The sequence below is a fragment of the Citrobacter sp. ABFQG genome, assembly GCF_004322975.1.
GTDB lineage: Bacteria > Pseudomonadota > Gammaproteobacteria > Enterobacterales > Enterobacteriaceae > Citrobacter > Citrobacter freundii.
In genome coordinates, this window is the sequence record NZ_CP036435.1 from 3122609 (window position 1) to 3139842 (window position 17234).

The following is a 17234-nucleotide window of genomic DNA, read 5'->3' on the forward strand; positions in this document are numbered from 1 at the left end:
TCCTTAATTAATAAATACATCGGTATCGTAATAAATAATTCAATAGTCCCTCTCCGCTGAGAGCGGAGTATTTATTGAGGGATACAGCGACGCCAGTAATGTCTTATGACTCCGTAGGATTAACCCTACGATGACTGCTAGTTTAAGAATAATCCCAGAGATTAAAACCTTTGTTTTCTCAAATCATATTAGGTCGGTCTTAAATAAGATCTAAATCTCGATGCTATCGATATAACTCATTGTTTATATTAGATTTTATCTACAGGCATAATTTCCCTAAGAAAAATTTCCTTAACCTGAATTAAACACGACAAAGACCATATTCATCACAGGTTAATGCAGCCACAGCCAACCTTGTGACCGTTTAGTCTTAAAGTTAACCTTCGTTATTACCCGTGCTCGTACTGGTGTTAACATAACTTGCCCGGGTTAATTCAACCTGGCAAAGTAGCACATAATTTTAAGATGAGAGGAATGTTTAACCGAGATAACGTTATATTTTCCTCATAAATTGAAGCGTCAATGCAGTCTACTCAACGTTGTCTTCGGTGTAAAAATAAATTGCCACCCCCTAATGTAAAGAAATGAAAATACAATCTTATTCATAGAAAAGTATGAGTGAAGTCGGCAAAGGAAAAACCATAGTTATGATCATCACAGAAATGTAATGTGAGAAAAAAACAACACATCTAACCCTTACTACGCTCAAACTTGCGACGCAGCAGACCTTGAATATGCCTGATAATTCAAGAGAGCAAGTGTGTCTCTTGCACACAAATAGCAAACTTTTAAACCTGCGACTACATTATTTCGCGATGTGAATATCCACGAAGATGACGCTAAATACGTCATTGATAATCTGAGCATTTTATTAAATGGAGTTGTACAAGCAATAACAATCAAGCACTAAATACGACTCATTCTCACATGTTTTTTATAAACATGAGAACGAATGATGATAGCTAATACAAGTAAAGATAGGGGTAATGACTTATGGCCTCACAATATGACTTTACTGTCACCCTGCACGATCTTGCTTTTATTCTTAAGCAGATCAAAATATCCGAAGCGGCAACTAACCCAGACGGGAGCGTTAATGCTGAAATGCTTCGGGAATTAGTCTCCAGCCCACTCTTGCCCTATGGACTTCGCACGGTAGATGGCTCATGGAATAACCTTTTACCAGGTCAGGAATTATACGGCTCTGCCGATCAGACAATGCCGAGATTAACCGCATTAAACTGGCAGGATGCGGATCAAATGACCAGTTATATCCAAATTGGTGGCACTGTTATTGATGCCGACCCACGAATAATTAGCAATTTAATTTCAGACCAGACGGCCTCAAACCCGGCCGCGCTGGAGGCTTTTAACGCATTAAAAGATGCGCCCGGCGGCGGGACTGTTACTGGGGATGGCAGCTTATCCATTCCCAATCAGTCTCCCGATATCGGTCTCTCCCCTGCTTTTAACGGCTGGATGACCTTCTTTGGCCAGTTTTTCGACCATGGTCTGGATCTGATTCCGAAAGGAGGCAACGGTATCGTTTTCATTCCGCTCCAGCCCGATGACCCTTTATATGTTGAAGGGTCGTCGACAAACTTTATGCTATTAACCCGGGCAACGGTGGATGAAAATCGAGAGACAGTAAACCTGACGACCCCCTTCATCGACCAAAACCAAACCTACACCTCCCATCCTTCACATCAAATTTTCATCCGCGAATACGTCATTATTGATGGGAAACCTGAGCCTACCGGGAATTTATTGGGTGGTGCGAACGGTGGACTGGCGACCTGGGCCGACGTTAAAAACCAGGCTGAAACCCTGCTTGGCATTAAACTTACCGATCAGGACGTGTTTAATGTTCCCCTGCTGGCAACGGATCGCTACGGTAATTTGATTTTAAGTGAAAACGGAAAGGTACAGATTGTTACCACCGGGGGGCTGGTTGAAGCCAACGGAGGCCTGTTACCCGCGGAGACGTTCCGCACCGGTCATGCGTTTCTGGATGACATCGCTCATACTGCCGTGCCAAAAGCTGGTCTGCTGGCAGATGATGACAGCGCCATCGGCGGAGAAGGACCGCAACCGGCAGGAACCTATGATAACGAACTGCTCGATCGCCACTTTATCACCGGTGACGGGCGCGGGAACGAAAATATAGGTTTAACTGCGGTGCACGCCGTTTTCCACAGCGAGCATAACCGCCTGGTTGAGCAGTATAAAACCACTCTGCTGGAAACCGGCGATATCGACCTCATTAATCAGTGGTTGATGCCCAACCACCAAATCACGGAATTACCTGCCGATACCAATACTCTGGTATGGAACGGTGAGTACTTATTCCAGGCAGGCCGCTTCTCCACGGAAATGCAATATCAGCACCTCGTATTCGAGGAGTTTGCCCGTACCGTACAACCTGCCGTCGATCCGTTTGTCTTCTCCAACACGGCGGATATTAACCCGCTGATCTTTGCAGAGTTTGCGCATGTTGTTTACCGTTTTGGGCATTCAATGCTGACAGAAACCGTGGCGCGTACCGACATTGATATGCAAAGGGGTGATATTGACCTGATTTCAGCATTCCTGAATCCGGTAGCATTTAATCAAATCAACGGGGCCACCGTCACGGGCGATCAGGCTATCGGCGCAATCGTGCGTGGTATGACGCGTCAGGTGGGTAACGAAATTGATGAATTTATTACCGATGCTCTGCGTAATAATCTCATCGGCCTGCCCCTCGATTTAGGCGCGCTTAATATAGCCCGTGGCCGTGACACCGCAATGCCGACGCTGAACCAGGCCCGCGAGCAGTTTTTTGCTTTAAGCGGCGATAGCCAACTAAAGCCTTATACCAGCTGGGCTGACTTCACTACCTACCTGAAAAATCCCGCTTCAATCATTAACTTTATGGCCGCCTATGGCCAGCACGAACTGATCCTCAACGCTACCAGCCTTGAAGGTAAGCGCGCAGCGGTTAACTTCCTGTTATTTGGTGATGCTAACAATTCCCCGCCTGCGGATGCGATGGATTTCTTTAACAGTACCGGAGCGTGGGCAACCAAAGAGACCGGTCTGAATATGGTCGATTTCTGGATTGGCGGGCTGGCTGAGCGCAAAAATGAATTTGGCGGCATGCTCGGCTCAACCTTCAACTTCGTCTTTGAAACACAAATGGAAATGCTTCAGGACGGTGATCGTTTCTACTATCTGAGCCGCGTTCAGGGGCTGAACTTACTCAATGAACTGGAGGCCAACTCGTTTTCCGCGCTGGTAATGCGTAACAGCGATCTTGGTGATGAGGGTTCCTCCCACCTGCCCGCTAATCTGTTCCAGACACCGGACCATATTTTTGAAGTGAACCGCGTGCTGCAAACGGAAATCGACCCGAAATGGGGTAATCCGCTGAAAGATCTACTCTCGCCGTTGTTGGTGCGTCGCGACCCAGGGGTGGATGTTGACGGCGATAGTTTTGCCGATGGTGGGTATCTGAAATATACCGGCGATGGGCATGTGGTGCTTGGTGGGACGGCAGGCAACGATACGTTAATCGGCGGTAAAGGGATCGACAGCCTGTGGGGCGATGGCGGAGATGACCGACTGGACGGCGGTGACGAAGCAGATGTGGTCCACGGCGGTGACGGTGATGACATTATTACCGATACCGGAACGCCTGTTGGTGATGCGGACTTCCTGCATGGCGATGCCGGACATGACGTTATCTTTTCCGGTAACGGAAACGATCTGGTCTTTGGTGGCAGCGGCAGCGACTTCGTGGTGGTCGGCGAAGATGCGCAGGAGGTCTTCTCGGGTCAGGATAACGACTTTGCGCTTGGCGGCTCGGGTGGTGATTTCCTGATGGGCAACGAAGGCGATGACTGGCTGGAAGGCGGCGACGGGTTTGACACGCTGGCGGGTGACAACTCTGAGTTGTTCTTCAACAGTACCATTATCGGTCACGATGTCCTCAACGGTCAGGGTAACGACACCGACTACGATGGCGAAGCCGGTGACGACATCATGGTTCAGGGCGCGGGGATCCAGCGCAATAATGGCATGGCCGGTTTCGACTGGGCTATCCATAAAGGCGACCCAAATGGCGCTAACTCTGACCTTGGGATCCCTATTTTCGTCAACCAGCAGGAGTTTATTCTACGCGACCGTTTTGATCTTGTTGAAGGGCTGTCGGGCTGGAAACACGACGATATCCTGATCGGAACAGAACAGCCGATAGGTACTGCGCCTGTTCAGGGCGTTCCCCTCTCTAACAACCTGACCCAGGAAGGTGCGGACCGGATCAACGGTCTACAGGCTATTCTCGGCGTAGAGCGTTCTACAAATCCGGACGCGGTGCTACTGAACCCTGATGATGGTAGCGATATTTTACTCGGTGGTGGTGGTAGCGACCGCATCATGGGTAAAGCTGGTAACGATATCATTGATGGTGATGCGTGGCTCAACGTTCGTATTGCCGTTACGGGTATGGCGGGACTCACCAGCGCCGAAGGTATGGCCGAACTGAAATCGTACATGCTGGCCGGCACGCTGAAACCGAATCAACTGTCGATTGTGCGCGAAATTCTGCATGAAGGTAACGGCACGGAAACTGACGTCGCGGTGTACCGTGATGTCAGCAGCAACTATGTCTTTACCCGTATGGCGGACGGTAGCCTGCGCGTCGATCACGCTACGCCGGATGCCACGCTGAACCTGAATGATGGCATCGATCGTCTGTTGAACATCGAAAAACTGGAGTTTGGCGATGGGAAGCAGCTGTGGGTGACGGGGCAACAAGCAACGGGCGATCTGACCATCAGCAATCCTAACCCTTCGGTGGGTGACCTGCTGCGCGTCAACGTGGCGAACTTGCTGGATGGTAACGGGCTGGCGGCGGATGTGGCCATCACTATGACCTGGCAGGCATTCGTCAACGGCCAATGGCGAGATCAGGCAACAGGCGTTGAGTTCAGAGTGCCTGGCGCTATTCAGGGCGCACCGTTGCGTGTGGTCGCCAGTTTTAACGACCGCATGGGTGACGCTGAAACCCTGGTGTCGGCACAAACTCAGGCAATCCTCCCGCGCAATCAGGCCACGACCGGTGTGCCAGTAATTAACGACCTCACCCCAACTGAAAGCCTGACGCTGACAGCGGTGGTTTCAGGCATTTCTGACGCTGATGGTCTGAGCGGCGGTAATTTCACTTATCAATGGAGAATGAGTTCGCCAACCGGATTCGTCAACATTAACGGTGCGACATCCGCTACCTATACGCCGGGCCAGGCTATGGTCGGCAGAACGTTGCAGGTGGTCGTTACCGTCGTCGACGATGAAGGCAACCCCCCTGTTGTCCTGACGTCGACCACCACCCAGCCTGTGGGCGATCTGATTGTTGGTACCAACGGGGCTAACACCCTCGTCGGTACTGCCTGGAGCGATATCCTGCGCGGTGAAGGCGGTAATGACACCTTACTTGGCGGTGCAGGTGACGATCTGCTCATCGGCGGTGCTGGAAACGACAGCCTCTCTGGTCAGGCGGGACAAGATATTCTGCAAGGTGATGCCGGTAACGACACGCTTGATGGCGGGCTTGGTGCCGACAGTATGACCGGTGGCGCGGGCGATGATACCTACATCGTTGATGATTTCGGTGATGTGGTTATCGAAGGTGTGAATGGCGGCACAGACGTTGTCCGAACCAGCCTCAGCAGCTACGACCTCACCGATAACGTGGAAGAACTGGTATTTACCGGCAGCGGCAGTTTTATCGGTACCGGTAATGCCATTGCAAATACCATCACGGGCGGTTCTGGTAACGACTATCTGTTTGGTATGGGCGGTAACGACCAGTTGTTTGGTGGTATCGGGAATGACTTCCTCGATGGCGGAGATGGCGTTGATAACCTGCAAGGTGGTGTTGGCAACGACGTCATGATTGGCGGTGCGGGCGCGGATACCCTCTCCGGCGGTAGCGGGGACGATATTCTCAATGGTCAGGAAGGTAACGACATTCTGGACGGTGGCACCGGGAGCGACATCTTCGCCTTTGGGGCCAACTTTGGGCAGGACCGAATTACCGGTTTTGACAGTAACCCCAACGGCGGGCAGGACTTCCTTGATCTCGTCTTGTTAGGTATCAACGCGGGTAATTTTGCCAGCAGCGTGTCTATCACCGGAAACAATGGCAACACCATTGTGACTATCGGTACAGACACCATCACATTGGTGGGCGTCAATTCGACCACCGTGAATATTGGTGACTTTTATCTGGAAATGCCCACTACCCTTGCCAGCAACAATGGCAATAGTTCATTGATCGTATAAGGAGAAGACTATGTCGCGCCAGCATACGCCAACAGAACTGAATGATGCATTAAAGAGAACGAAACCCACTTTTCTGATGCTGCTGTTTTTTAGTTGTGTGATTAATATGCTTATGCTGGCGCCGGCAATTTATATGCTACAGGTTTACGATCGTGTGCTGGTCAGTAAAAATACCACCACGCTGTTAATGTTAACCTTATTGATTGTCGGCTTGTATATCGTTATTGCCATGATTGAATCTGCGCGCGCGCAGGTTATGGTCAGGCTTGGCAACAGGCTGGATATAAAGCTAAGTCAGCTGGTCTTTAACGCAGCCTTTAAAAGAAAGATGGTTACCGGTGATAACAACCCGGCGCAATCTTTAGCCGAACTGGATCAGATCCGTCAGTTTCTTTCCGGGAATAGTCTGTTCGCCTTACTGGATATTCCCTGGACGCCGATATATCTGTTCATCGCCTTTTTGGTCCATCCCCTGCTGGGATATCTTTCTCTCGGCGGAATAACGTTATTATTTATTCTGACGCTGGTATCTGAAATCTCTACCAAGCGCCCGATTCAGCAAGCGCACGCCTTAACCATTAACAATGCCAGTAAACTGAATAAACAGCTGCAAAACGCCGATGCCATTGAAGCGATGGGGATGCTTTCGACCCTGAAGTCCAACTGGCAGGAACAACATAACAAAGTGCTGGCGCTACAAACACAGATTGCCGACAAAACGGCTGGGTTAAGCAGTCTCAGCCGCTTTGTGCGGGTATTGCTGCAGTCGATTGCGCTGGGCGCCGGGGCTTTACTGGTGATCGGCGGCCATATTACCCCGGGCTTGATGATTGCCGCCTCGATCATTCTTGGCCGCGTCCTCAACCCGGTAGAACAAGTCATTGGCAGCTGGAAGCAGTTCGTGCAGTTTCGTAGCGCGTGGCATCAGCTCTCAACCTTGCTGAAGGAGTATCCGGCGCCGAAAGAGGTACTGACCCTGCCGCGTCCGAATGGCAACATCAGCGTCGAAAGCGTCTTCGCTGCAGCCCCCGGCCAGCCTTCTCCGCTACTGCGTAATATCTCATTCCAGCTGGAGCAAGGTGAAGTGCTGGGGATTATCGGCCCTTCAGCCTCAGGAAAAACCTCGCTGGCAAAGGTTCTGGTTGGTGTCTGGAAACCGTTATCAGGGAAAGTCAGATTAGATGGCGCAGATATATGCCAGTGGGATAAAGCGCTGCTGGGCCCGTCTATTGGCTATCTGCCGCAGGATGTGGAACTGTTTGACGGTACCATCGCACAAAACATTGCCCGCTTCGCGCAGAATGACAGTGAGCTTATCGTCGCCGCCGCATTACTGGCAGGCGTTCATGAGATGATCCTGCGCTTGCCGCAAGGTTATGACACTCTGCTGGGCGCAGGTGGATACCAGCTCTCCGGTGGGCAGCGGCAGCGCATCGGGCTGGCGCGCGCCGTGTATAACAATCCTGCGTTTATCGTGCTTGATGAACCGAATGCCAATCTTGACGACGCGGGCGAATTTGCACTCGTTAAAGCCATCAATGCTCTGCGTACCCAGGGACAAACCACAGTCATTATCTCACACCGCCCGACGCTGCTCGGCGTGGTCAATAAGGTTTTGCTGCTTAACGATGGCGTTATACAGGAGTTTGGTACCCGCGATCAGGTTTTTGCCCATTTGCGTCAGGCCAACGTACTGAAACCGGTGGCTACGCCTTCTCCATCCACGACTGAACAGCAACGTGAGGCTTGATGATGAAAAAGAACCCCCACAACACGGCCTCTGCTGGCGTAGATACCAATATCTGGTCGCCGATTATCCGGGGCGTGATCGTCATTGTGCTTGGTGTCGGTAGTTTTATCCTCTGGGCAGTGCAAGCTCCGTTAGATGCGGGCGTGGTCGCCGATGGTACGGTTACCGTATCGAGTAACCGCAAAACCATTCAGCATCTGAGCGGCGGTCGGGTAACCGATATCTTTATCAAAGAAGGCGACTTCGTGAAGAAAAATCAGGTCCTCGTCCGGTTGGATAAAATGCAGCTTGAAATGCGTTTCAGCGCGTTGAATGCCCAGTATATTTCTGCAAAAAGTATCGAAGATCGTCTGTTAGCAGAACGCGATGACCTGGATGTGATCCGCTTTAATACTACGCTGACGCAGCAATTCTCTGGCAATAAACGGCTATCAGAAGTCAGAAATCTGCAGGCTAAACTTTTCGATACCCGTCGCAAAACGATTCAGGATGAACTGTCGATGATTCAGGAGACGCTCGATGGTCTGGTTGGACAGACGGATAATCTCAATAAAATAAAAGGCTATCGCGACCACCAGTTTTCTCTGATTAACCGGGAGTTAGGGGCTATTCGGGCGCTGAGCGAAAAAAACTATTACCCCAAAGCACAATTACTGGTGCTGGAGCGCGAGGCAGCAGAAATATCTGGCAGCGTTTCAGAAGATATTCTTAACATTGCCAAACTGAAATCGCAGCAGAACGAATTAAAAATTAAAGCCTATCAGGTGCGTCATCAATATTTACGTGAAGTTGAGTCTGAACTGACGGAAAACCAAAAAGAAGTGGCAATGCTGGAGGATGAATTGGTATCAACGCGTCATGAGCTGGATAACACCGAGATCCGCTCACCGATTAACGGTATTGTGCTGGATGTTAAAGTCAGTACCGTGGGCGGCGTCATTCAGCCTGGAGAACATTTGATGGATATCGTCGCCGCCGGACAACCGATGCAAATTGATGCCAAAATACCCGTACATGCCATTGATAAACTGGTCCCCGGTTTAACCGTTGATGTGCTGTTCCCTGCCCTTAACCATGCGCTGTTACCGTCGGTTCCGGCCCAGGTTCTGACTATCTCTGCGGACCGCTTAGTTGATGAAGCCACTCAGCAGCCTTACTACCTTGCGGAAGTACAGGTTTCAGCAGAGGGCGCGCGTTTGCTGGGCGATTACAAAATTAAAGCGGGAATGCCCGCCAGCGTGACGATCAAGACCGGTGAACGAACCCTGATGAGTTATCTGTTTAAACCGTTGATTGCCCGTCTGGAACTGGCTTTTAAAGAGTATTGATCCATCCATTGCCGGTATGACGTACGGCTTGTCACGCCATACCGCTTTCTGCCGTTGCTGGCAGCTTTGCTTTCTTGTAACCTTCTTCCCGTCTCACTACTGACAAAATCTGGAACCACTGAACTGGACTTCATATGAATGCTCATAATTCTAAAGACCCTTTACATGGCGTGACGCTAGAAATGCAGGTCAATGCCCTGGTTGAACGTTATGGTTGGGCTGAGCTGGCGCAACGCATTAATATCAACTGCTTTAAAAATGAACCGAGCGTTAAATCCAGTTTGAAGTTTCTGCGCCGTACGCCGTGGGCGCGGGCAGAAGTAGAAGCACTGTACCTGGACTCTCTACATGACCAGGCCTCAAATAACACTCCCGAACCGGCCTTCGATCCCTGGGCTAACAGCCGCAATAAGAAGAAATAAGAGCAAAATCAGATGGCAGCATCCGGTTTCTTTTCAGGAAATTATCAGAAAAAACTGGCGAAGATTCTCGCCCGTTCTCGAGCCAGACTACCGCTGACCAACATGAAATGGTTTGCTGTACTTGTGGGCAGTATGTTGTTACTTGGCAGCTGCTCTTCACAACCGCCCGGCCCCAAAACCACTTCGCAACCTCCGGTGAGCAAACCCCAGCAGAGCAAGGAACCAGTGCGTGGGATCTGGCTGGCGACGGTTTCACGTCTTGACTGGCCGCCGATCTCATCCGTGAACATCAGTTCACCTGCTGTACGCATCAGCCAGCAGCAAAAAGCGCTGACGGATAAGTTGGACAACCTGAAACGGCTGGGTATTAACACCGTTTTTTTCCAGGTTAAGCCCGATGGGACCGCATTGTGGAAGTCAAAGATTCTACCGTGGTCAGATACCCTGACCGGCACGATTGGCCAGGATCCAGGTTACGATCCGCTGCAGTTTATGCTCGATGAAGCGCATAAGCGCGGAATGAAAGTTCATGCCTGGCTTAACCCCTATCGCGTGTCTGTAAACACCAAACCTTCAACGGTCACTGAATTAAACAGCACGCTGTCACAAACACCGTCCAGCGTATACGTCCTGCATCGGGACTGGATCCGCACCGCGGGCGAGCGTTTTGTGTTAGACCCCGGTATTCCCGAAGTGCGTGACTGGATAACCAGCATCGTGGCGGAAGTGGTTGAGAATTACCCGGTTGACGGTGTGCAGTTTGATGATTACTTCTATACCGAGTCTCCTGGCTCTGCGCTCAATGACAGCCAGACGTTCAGAAGATACGGCCAGGGATTCGCTTCCAAAGCTGACTGGCGCCGCGATAACACGCAACGGCTGATTGCCCAGGTATCACGGACTATCAAGAAACTCAAGCCTGAGGTTGAATTCGGTGTCAGCCCTGCGGGCGTATGGCGCAACCGTTCGCACGATCCAGCGGGCTCCGACACGCGCGGTGCGGCAGCGTATGATGAGTCTTATGCCGACACCCGCCGTTGGGTGCAACAAGGCTTGCTGGATTACATCGTACCGCAACTCTACTGGCCTTTTGCCCGCGATGCAGCGCGCTACGATGTACTGGCAAAATGGTGGGCAGATGTCGTGAAATCAACCAACACTCGCCTCTACATTGGTGTAGCGCTGTATAAAGTTGGTGAACCATCGAGAAAAGAGCCAGACTGGACGGTCAAAGGCGGTGTGCCGGAACTGAAAAAGCAGCTCGATCTAAACGAGACCGAACCGTACATTAACGGCACGATCCTGTTTCGCGAAGATTACCTTAATCAACCGCAAACGCAGGAAGCTGTGACCTATATTCGCAATCGTTGGGGACGTTAATGGTTGCTCTGAGCGGGAAGCCTGAGCCAGACGCTCACGTAGCGGGTAAATTTCCCCACAAAAATTCCGGCGAACATGCCACCAGTAATGATAACCAGGGCGCTCATTGCGGGTTGACGTAAAACGTCGGGGGAAATGGCGTTAAGTACGCCAAGTACGTACTTAACGCCGAATGCCAGCAGCATAAATGGCAATGCGGAATAATCTGCCGGACGGTGAATACTCCGTGGTGCGCTACTGCGGCTCAAACGGCCGGGGTTAATTAATATGTGGCCAATGATTGCGCCGCTGATGATACCTATCGCCCACTGAATATACGTAATGAGGGTCGGGTCGCGATAAGTGATTAAATCGTAGATATCCCAGACTAAAAAAATAGCGGGGATCAGCGCCAGCTTTTCCAGCGTGACAGTGGCGGGTGTTCTGGCTTTAATCCCTCGATACAGTAGAAAGGCAAACAGCAGATACACCCAAACTGGCGTGTTTTTCAGCATATTCACGACAAATTCAGCCATAACGTTGCCTCGCTCAGATTTAATTCTTCGCTAAGTGTAGCGGCTGTCTCTGCATCACAGGGACATTAACCGGCGGACATTATCATTAATCTGTTTCTGTATCGTATTCAGCGTAGTTTGTGTTATCTGATCGGCGTATTTGTCTTTGGCTGTAACGCTTAGCGCTGTTGCATGGTGGCAGATCTTGTCGATTATAGCGTTCACATGCTCAGCTGACAGCTCAGCTTCCTGTACGCCAAGCTGCTGCAGGTGCTTCCTTTCGATATCCAGCGCTTCTCCCAGCACGTCCATTTGGTGATACCCGCCGGGTCCTTCGCACCAGGTCACGTCGTAAGCCGGAGCCAAAGTCCAGTTTCCTGCGGCTGACATTAAATAGGCAAAGTTTTTGGGATGGTCATCGCGGTTGTTAAATGCCACGTTGAAAACCACGCGTTCGAACGCTTTCGCTTTTTCTCTGACATCATTGGTACAAATCTGTGTGGCGCGCAGAAAATCCCGGTAATCTAAAGCACCGGGTATCTGGTAATTTGCACCGGTAAATGCCGCCAGGCTCTGCATAGGAATACGGACCGACTGGTCACGGTCGAAACGGCGGGTAGCAAATGCCGCCTGCCCGTCAGGCAGATTAAAATACGCGGTATCAGGCGTAGTGATCCCACATTGCCGCAAACATTCAGCATATACCGCTTCGATGGCACATACCTCAGCATGCTCATGCCTGGCAGGAAATTTAATCAACCAGCTTTCGCTCCCCGGGAGAGGCGCAGTGGTGAACTTTGACGTGACACTGTCACGATAAAGTAACGCTTTTGGCCTGGCCCCTTGCGGTGAACCGCCCATCTGGAGCAGTTTTTGCAAGAATTCCCCGCCTTCGCCGCTCAGGACTTCCTGAACCTCAGATGCCAGTTGTTCGAGAGGAACATCCTCTTTTGAAAGCGTCTCGGCATCTGACTGAACGGGCCGGAACGTCATGGCGCCCATTGCGTTATTGCCGACCCAGGTTAACCTCTCCAGAGGTCCTATGCGCGCTGCGTTGAGTCCACGGCGTTTAAATAAACGATCCATCAACAGCATACCCCAACCATCAGGTAGCGAATCGTACACGGGTCCTGGTAATCCCAACTGATGAGCCGGGAAATCCCTGCGTAAACGAGGACCGTTCAGCGGTAACCTTAACCGGGACAGCTCCAGCCCCTTACGTATAGCGTCTTCACTGTATTCAAAGGCGATCAACGGGCGTCCGGTCAGGGCTGAGGAAGACACCAGTTTTCCCCACAACCATTTTTCACCCCAGCCTTCATAAAAGACATCGACTTGCTCAGGCATCAGTATTTTTCCTTTTCACCCGCTGGCGTGCCGCGCTCTTCTCGTAACGCAAAATATCATCCAGACTGTCGATCCTGGGTTTGAATAAGCCCTCCAGCGCGTCACCATAGCCTAACACCATCGCGACTTTGACCAGATTCTCAAATCCTACATTTTTACCGGCCTCCAGATTCGAAACGGTATTCACACCGACACCTGAACGCGCGGCAACATCTGCCTGCGTCATTTGCTGCGCGAGCCGTTCCTTACGCAATCTGTCGCAAAGTAGTTTGACGATATCGGCTGCTGTATTGAGCGTTAAATCCATAATATTGGCTCTTATTGGAATAAAAACGACTTTACACCCAATATTATAGAGTTAAGAGGAGAATGATTCAAAGTTTTGTAAGACACAATAAAGAGGAGTTAAATCAATTAATCATGGTTAAGCACCATTATACTGGAATTATCCGGGCACAAGATCTGTACCCGGATAGGATGTGGTTATCAGGCAACGGAAGGCTCAGGTAATCTGAACGAAGAGACCAGCAATGCCAGCTGTTCCGCCTCCTCTTTCAGCGCCTGCGTCCGTGCTGCGGCATCATCAATTAATGATGCGTTTTGCTGAACGGTGCTGTCCATTTCGGTAACGGCGAGCGTAACTTCGGAAACACCTTTACGCTGTTCTTCACCAGCAACGCGTATTTCCCCCATCAACTGGCGTACCTGACGCACATTGCTGACCAGTTCTCCCAGACGTTCGCCGGCAGTGTGAATTTGCTGACTTCCGCTACCAACATGAGAAACGGATTCATCAATCAACGCTTTAATTTCCTGGGCAGCGGTGGCACTGCGCTGAGCCAGCGTGCGCACTTCGGAGGCCACGACGGCAAACCCTCTGCCAGCATCACCCGCTCTGGCGGCTTCAACCGCGGCATTCAGGGCGAGAATATTGGTCTGGAACGCAATGCTGTCGATGACCGCGACAATTTCCACCATTCTGCCGGATGAGGCGCTGACGTTATCCATCGTAGAGATGACGCCCTGCATCACATCACCGCAACGGTTGGCCGTTTGCGCTGTGTTATCGGATAGCTCATCCGCCAATTGTGTATTACTGGCGTTTTGATGAACGGTCGCATTTAACTGCTCCATAGCCGCTGAGCTCTCTTCCAGCGCAGCGGCCTGCTGCGTTACGCGAGATGAAAGCTCCATATTACTGTCAGCCAGGCTAACGGCGTTATTCGCCACCACTGTGCTACTGCTTCTGACGGTAATCAGGATGGCCGAGATTTTATCGACGAACAGGTTAAACGCCTCGGCGATAGCCGAAATCTCATCTTTGCCGCGAACATCCAGACGACGGGTAAGATCGCCTTCTCCCTGCGCGATGTCATCAAGAGCCTGACGGGTATCATCGAGACGTGAAATTAGTCGACGAACCACCAGCCATGATCCCACCAGCAACAGCGTCATGATAGGGATCAATACCTCCAGAACATCCTGCATCATCACTTTGGCAAGACCGACAATACGTGATTCTGGTGTCACAAGCCCTACGACCCAGCCGGTATCTGGCATCGGGAACAGCATGACCTGTGACGCTGTATTCAGGACGAGATCATTTTCCAGCGTTATGGTCTTCACCCCATCTGTCGGGCGCAAAGATTTCAGACCGTTTTGCACCGGGATAAGCCACTGCGCGCTTTGCGCCAGATCGTTAATGGTTTTATGTTTGGCCAGGTCGGCCTGCGGGAAATAGAGAATTTGTCCCTGCTTGTCTACCACAAACGCGTAACCGCCAGTACTGTTGCCCTGCTGCTGCATGAAAGTTGCGACGTTATCCAGACGGATATCGGTGGTCGCGACACCGGCAAACTTGCCCGCCTGCTGATAAGGCACGCTGCATGTCACCATGTTGACGCCTGAACTGGCATCCTGGTAAACATCAGACCATAGGCAGTTGTTTTGTGATTGCCCTTTGGCGTGCTGATACCAGCTTTCATTGTGGTATCCGCTTGATCCTTCGACGTTATAATCGTTGGAATAGACAAGCTTTCCTTCGGCATTACGCGCCCAGAAAAAGCTTCTTTTCTCCACACCTGCGGTGAAGGCGTCTGGTTCTGGCCAGATGCCGCCGCCGGTAATAATCGAGTCTTTACCTTCACCAATCAGATGCGGAACGACGCTTTGATACAGAGATTCATCGTTAGGCAACACTTCAGCCAGTCGCGACATGCTGACTGTCTCACCTTCAATTCGGGACAATACGGTACTCAACTGACGGGTTAAACCTTGCCCTGTTTCTTCGATCAGGGCGGTGTTGATTTCAACGACGCGCGGCTGACCACGCCAGAGCATAATCACCACGATAACAATAGTCGTTACTGCAAGCAGCAGAATGCCGCCGATGGTTAAACGCGTTGAAATACGAGTAGGATACCAGGCCATACAAACTCCTTCTGCAAAAGGCTAACTTTTATCCAGTATCGGCACAGGCGTTTATATCTTTATAAAGATTTCTTAAGTATTGCAAAAGAAAAAAGTGACAATGTCACAAATAACAAAACCCAGCACTTTGGCTGGGTTTTAATAACGGCTTAATTTTATTTAGATAATTCTTTTTTGATTTCGTCTTTTATTTTACTTAATTCGCTCTGCGGATGTTTCTTACAAAGTTCAACGGTCAGAGGAACTGCAGTCGTAACGGTTTCGTTATAGTCTACGTAATCGCCACCTTTGAAGTCTTCGTCTTCATTGAGCACCCAGAAGGCCACCGGAGCCATAGTTTGTGGGTTCAAATCAATAAACTCCTGACAGTTCATGCCTTTCGGAGTCACTTCAGTTTTAGCGTTATCTGTTGCTGCATTGACGCTGACACTGGTTAACAGCGCTGCGACCAGAATACCTGCTGTAGAAAGGGAGAATTTATTCATTGTAGTACTCCATGTATAATATAAATAATATCTACACTTGCGCTTAACACCGTTAATGTAGCTCGTGAAAAATAATACCCTTATAGTCATAAGAATAAAGATTGGTGTTATTGATATGGCTGAAATTTATATTTTCAATTACTGATTCTTATGTCTTAGGGATAAATGTTGCCCACAATGTGATCGTTCCGACGAAATCAGCAGATTCATACCCCGCTTCCTCTGCCGTTGCACCAAAACTGAACTACCCTGCACAAATGTTGATCATTAGTTAACGAATTTGAGCGGAGTTTTAACAAAAACAGCCAGCATGCCGCTGTTAGCAGCTTGGCACGCGTCCTGCATTGTTAATTCGCTAACAGTGAGCCGTAATCTGACAGACAACTAACAGCGAGAAGGTAATGACAGCCAAACCAGAGTTATTTACCCGCATAGAGCAAACCTTTAGCCAGCTGACGCCCAGCGAAAAGCGCGTGGCTGGGTGGCTGTTAGCCCATGTTGTGCAGATCCCATTTGAAACCGCGGATGGCATCGCTAAAGCGACCGGAACCAGCGGCATTACCGTCGGACGTTATCTGCGTAAACTGGGCTTTCGTAACCTGGAGGATGCAAAAGCCAGTCTGCGTGAGCTGCCTGTAGTTCCGTATCAGCCCTGGGGAATGAATGAACGACTGGATTCCTGGCACCAGCAACAAAGCCTGCCAGATCGGGCGCACCAGTCGCTGTTACTGGAAATCGACGCCATTACCCACGTCTACCAACTTGCTCAGGGTGAGACGTTTCTACGCATTGCACAGCAGTTGGCGCATGCGGAAGCCGTGTACATCCTCGGGATCCAGTCCACACGCGGGATCGCTAACGCCTTTTTTAGTCACCTGGAATATCTGCGACCTAAAGTCAGCTACTCCGAAGGCCTTTCCGGCAGTTGGGTAGAGTCGCTGAACTCGGGATTCAGCCAGCCTTACGTGGTTATTACCGATATGCGCGCCTACTCCGCTATTTCGCGACAATATTGCCGTGTCGCCACTGAACGAGGCATTCCGCTGGCGCTAATTACCGATGTGTGGTGTCCATGGGCCAGGGATTATTCCATTGATTTGCTTCAGGTAAAAACCGACACCGGACATTTCTGGGACTCACTGGCACCAGTGAGCTGTCTGTTCAACTTATTACTTTCTGCGGTGGTGGCGCAACTGGGTGACGCCCTCGCAGGACGCCTGCAAACTAATCGCCAGTTACAACAACAATTTGGTCAATTCGAACAATAAACAGGA

Annotated in this window: 11 protein-coding genes; 6 read left to right on the forward strand and 5 right to left on the reverse strand. The window is 50.5% G+C overall.

Going from position 1 to position 17234, the window contains the following annotated elements; genetic code table 11:
* Positions 1-993 precede the first annotated feature (993 nt).
* The 5 genes from WN16_RS15360 (at position 994) to WN16_RS15380 (ending at position 11204) form a co-directional block, all read left to right on the forward strand.
* Entirely contained in the window at positions 994-6324 is a 5331-nt protein-coding gene (locus WN16_RS15360; protein ID WP_044702445.1) for a peroxidase family protein, read from the forward strand.
* Positions 6325-6334: 10 nt separating this feature from the next.
* Complete coding sequence (locus WN16_RS15365; RefSeq protein ID WP_044702443.1) at positions 6335-8074, forward strand: type I secretion system permease/ATPase; 1740 nt, start codon at positions 6335-6337, stop codon at positions 8072-8074.
* Positions 8074-9402, forward strand: coding sequence for an HlyD family type I secretion periplasmic adaptor subunit (locus WN16_RS15370; RefSeq protein ID WP_170864050.1), 1329 nt, complete (start codon positions 8074-8076; stop codon positions 9400-9402). Before WN16_RS15365 ends, WN16_RS15370 begins: the two co-directional genes overlap by 1 nt.
* 134 nt (positions 9403-9536) lie before the next feature.
* On the forward strand, positions 9537-9824 hold the full coding sequence (locus WN16_RS15375; RefSeq protein ID WP_003019974.1) for a VF530 family protein: 288 nt from the start codon (positions 9537-9539) through the stop codon (positions 9822-9824).
* A gap of 12 nt (positions 9825-9836) precedes the next feature.
* Positions 9837-11204 (forward strand): glycoside hydrolase family 10 protein, encoded by a 1368-nt coding sequence (locus tag WN16_RS15380; protein ID WP_046155116.1) that lies wholly within the window; start codon positions 9837-9839, stop codon positions 11202-11204.
* Here WN16_RS15380 and WN16_RS15385 read toward each other — a convergent pair.
* The 5 genes from WN16_RS15385 to hdeB all read right to left on the reverse strand — a co-directional run bounded on the left by WN16_RS15385 (position 11201) and on the right by hdeB (position 15960).
* Entirely contained in the window at positions 11201-11719 is a 519-nt protein-coding gene (locus WN16_RS15385) for a hypothetical protein (RefSeq protein ID WP_044702439.1), read from the reverse strand. The two genes, WN16_RS15380 and WN16_RS15385, sit on opposite strands and share 4 nt — an antisense overlap.
* A gap of 54 nt (positions 11720-11773) precedes the next feature.
* Positions 11774-13045, reverse strand: a complete 1272-nt coding sequence (locus WN16_RS15390; RefSeq protein WP_044702438.1) for a type II toxin-antitoxin system HipA family toxin — start codon at positions 13043-13045, stop codon at positions 11774-11776.
* Entirely contained in the window at positions 13038-13352 is a 315-nt protein-coding gene (locus WN16_RS15395) for a helix-turn-helix transcriptional regulator (protein WP_003836258.1), read from the reverse strand. The genes WN16_RS15390 and WN16_RS15395 overlap by 8 nt, the downstream gene beginning before the upstream one ends.
* Positions 13353-13531: 179 nt before the next feature.
* Positions 13532-15475, reverse strand: coding sequence for a methyl-accepting chemotaxis protein (locus WN16_RS15400; protein ID WP_044702437.1), 1944 nt, complete (start codon positions 15473-15475; stop codon positions 13532-13534).
* Between the two features lie 155 nt (positions 15476-15630).
* Positions 15631-15960, reverse strand: coding sequence for an acid-activated periplasmic chaperone HdeB (gene hdeB / locus WN16_RS15405; protein WP_003019999.1), 330 nt, complete (start codon positions 15958-15960; stop codon positions 15631-15633).
* Between the two features lie 401 nt (positions 15961-16361).
* On the opposite strand from hdeB, the gene WN16_RS15410 reads away from it, so the two are divergent.
* Positions 16362-17228 (forward strand): MurR/RpiR family transcriptional regulator, encoded by an 867-nt coding sequence (locus tag WN16_RS15410; protein ID WP_044702434.1) that lies wholly within the window; start codon positions 16362-16364, stop codon positions 17226-17228.
* Positions 17229-17234 lie beyond the last annotated feature (6 nt).

Bases quoted from the DNA above. Each gene is read 5' to 3' on its own strand.
- WN16_RS15410 (WP_044702434.1), top strand. From the start codon at position 16,362: ATGACAGCCAAACCAGAGTTATTTACCCGCATAGAGCAAACCTTTAGC.
- WN16_RS15365 (WP_044702443.1), top strand. From the start codon at position 6,335: ATGTCGCGCCAGCATACGCCAACAGAACTGAATGATGCATTAAAGAGA.
- WN16_RS15390 (WP_044702438.1), bottom strand. From the start codon at position 13,045: ATGCCTGAGCAAGTCGATGTCTTTTATGAAGGCTGGGGTGAAAAATGG.
- WN16_RS15370 (WP_170864050.1), top strand. From the start codon at position 8,074: ATGATGAAAAAGAACCCCCACAACACGGCCTCTGCTGGCGTAGATACC.
- WN16_RS15375 (WP_003019974.1), top strand. From the start codon at position 9,537: ATGAATGCTCATAATTCTAAAGACCCTTTACATGGCGTGACGCTAGAA.
- WN16_RS15395 (WP_003836258.1), bottom strand. From the start codon at position 13,352: ATGGATTTAACGCTCAATACAGCAGCCGATATCGTCAAACTACTTTGC.
- hdeB (WP_003019999.1), bottom strand. From the start codon at position 15,960: ATGAATAAATTCTCCCTTTCTACAGCAGGTATTCTGGTCGCAGCGCTG.
- WN16_RS15385 (WP_044702439.1), bottom strand. From the start codon at position 11,719: ATGGCTGAATTTGTCGTGAATATGCTGAAAAACACGCCAGTTTGGGTG.
- WN16_RS15360 (WP_044702445.1), top strand. From the start codon at position 994: ATGGCCTCACAATATGACTTTACTGTCACCCTGCACGATCTTGCTTTT.
- WN16_RS15380 (WP_046155116.1), top strand. From the start codon at position 9,837: ATGGCAGCATCCGGTTTCTTTTCAGGAAATTATCAGAAAAAACTGGCG.
- WN16_RS15400 (WP_044702437.1), bottom strand. From the start codon at position 15,475: ATGGCCTGGTATCCTACTCGTATTTCAACGCGTTTAACCATCGGCGGC.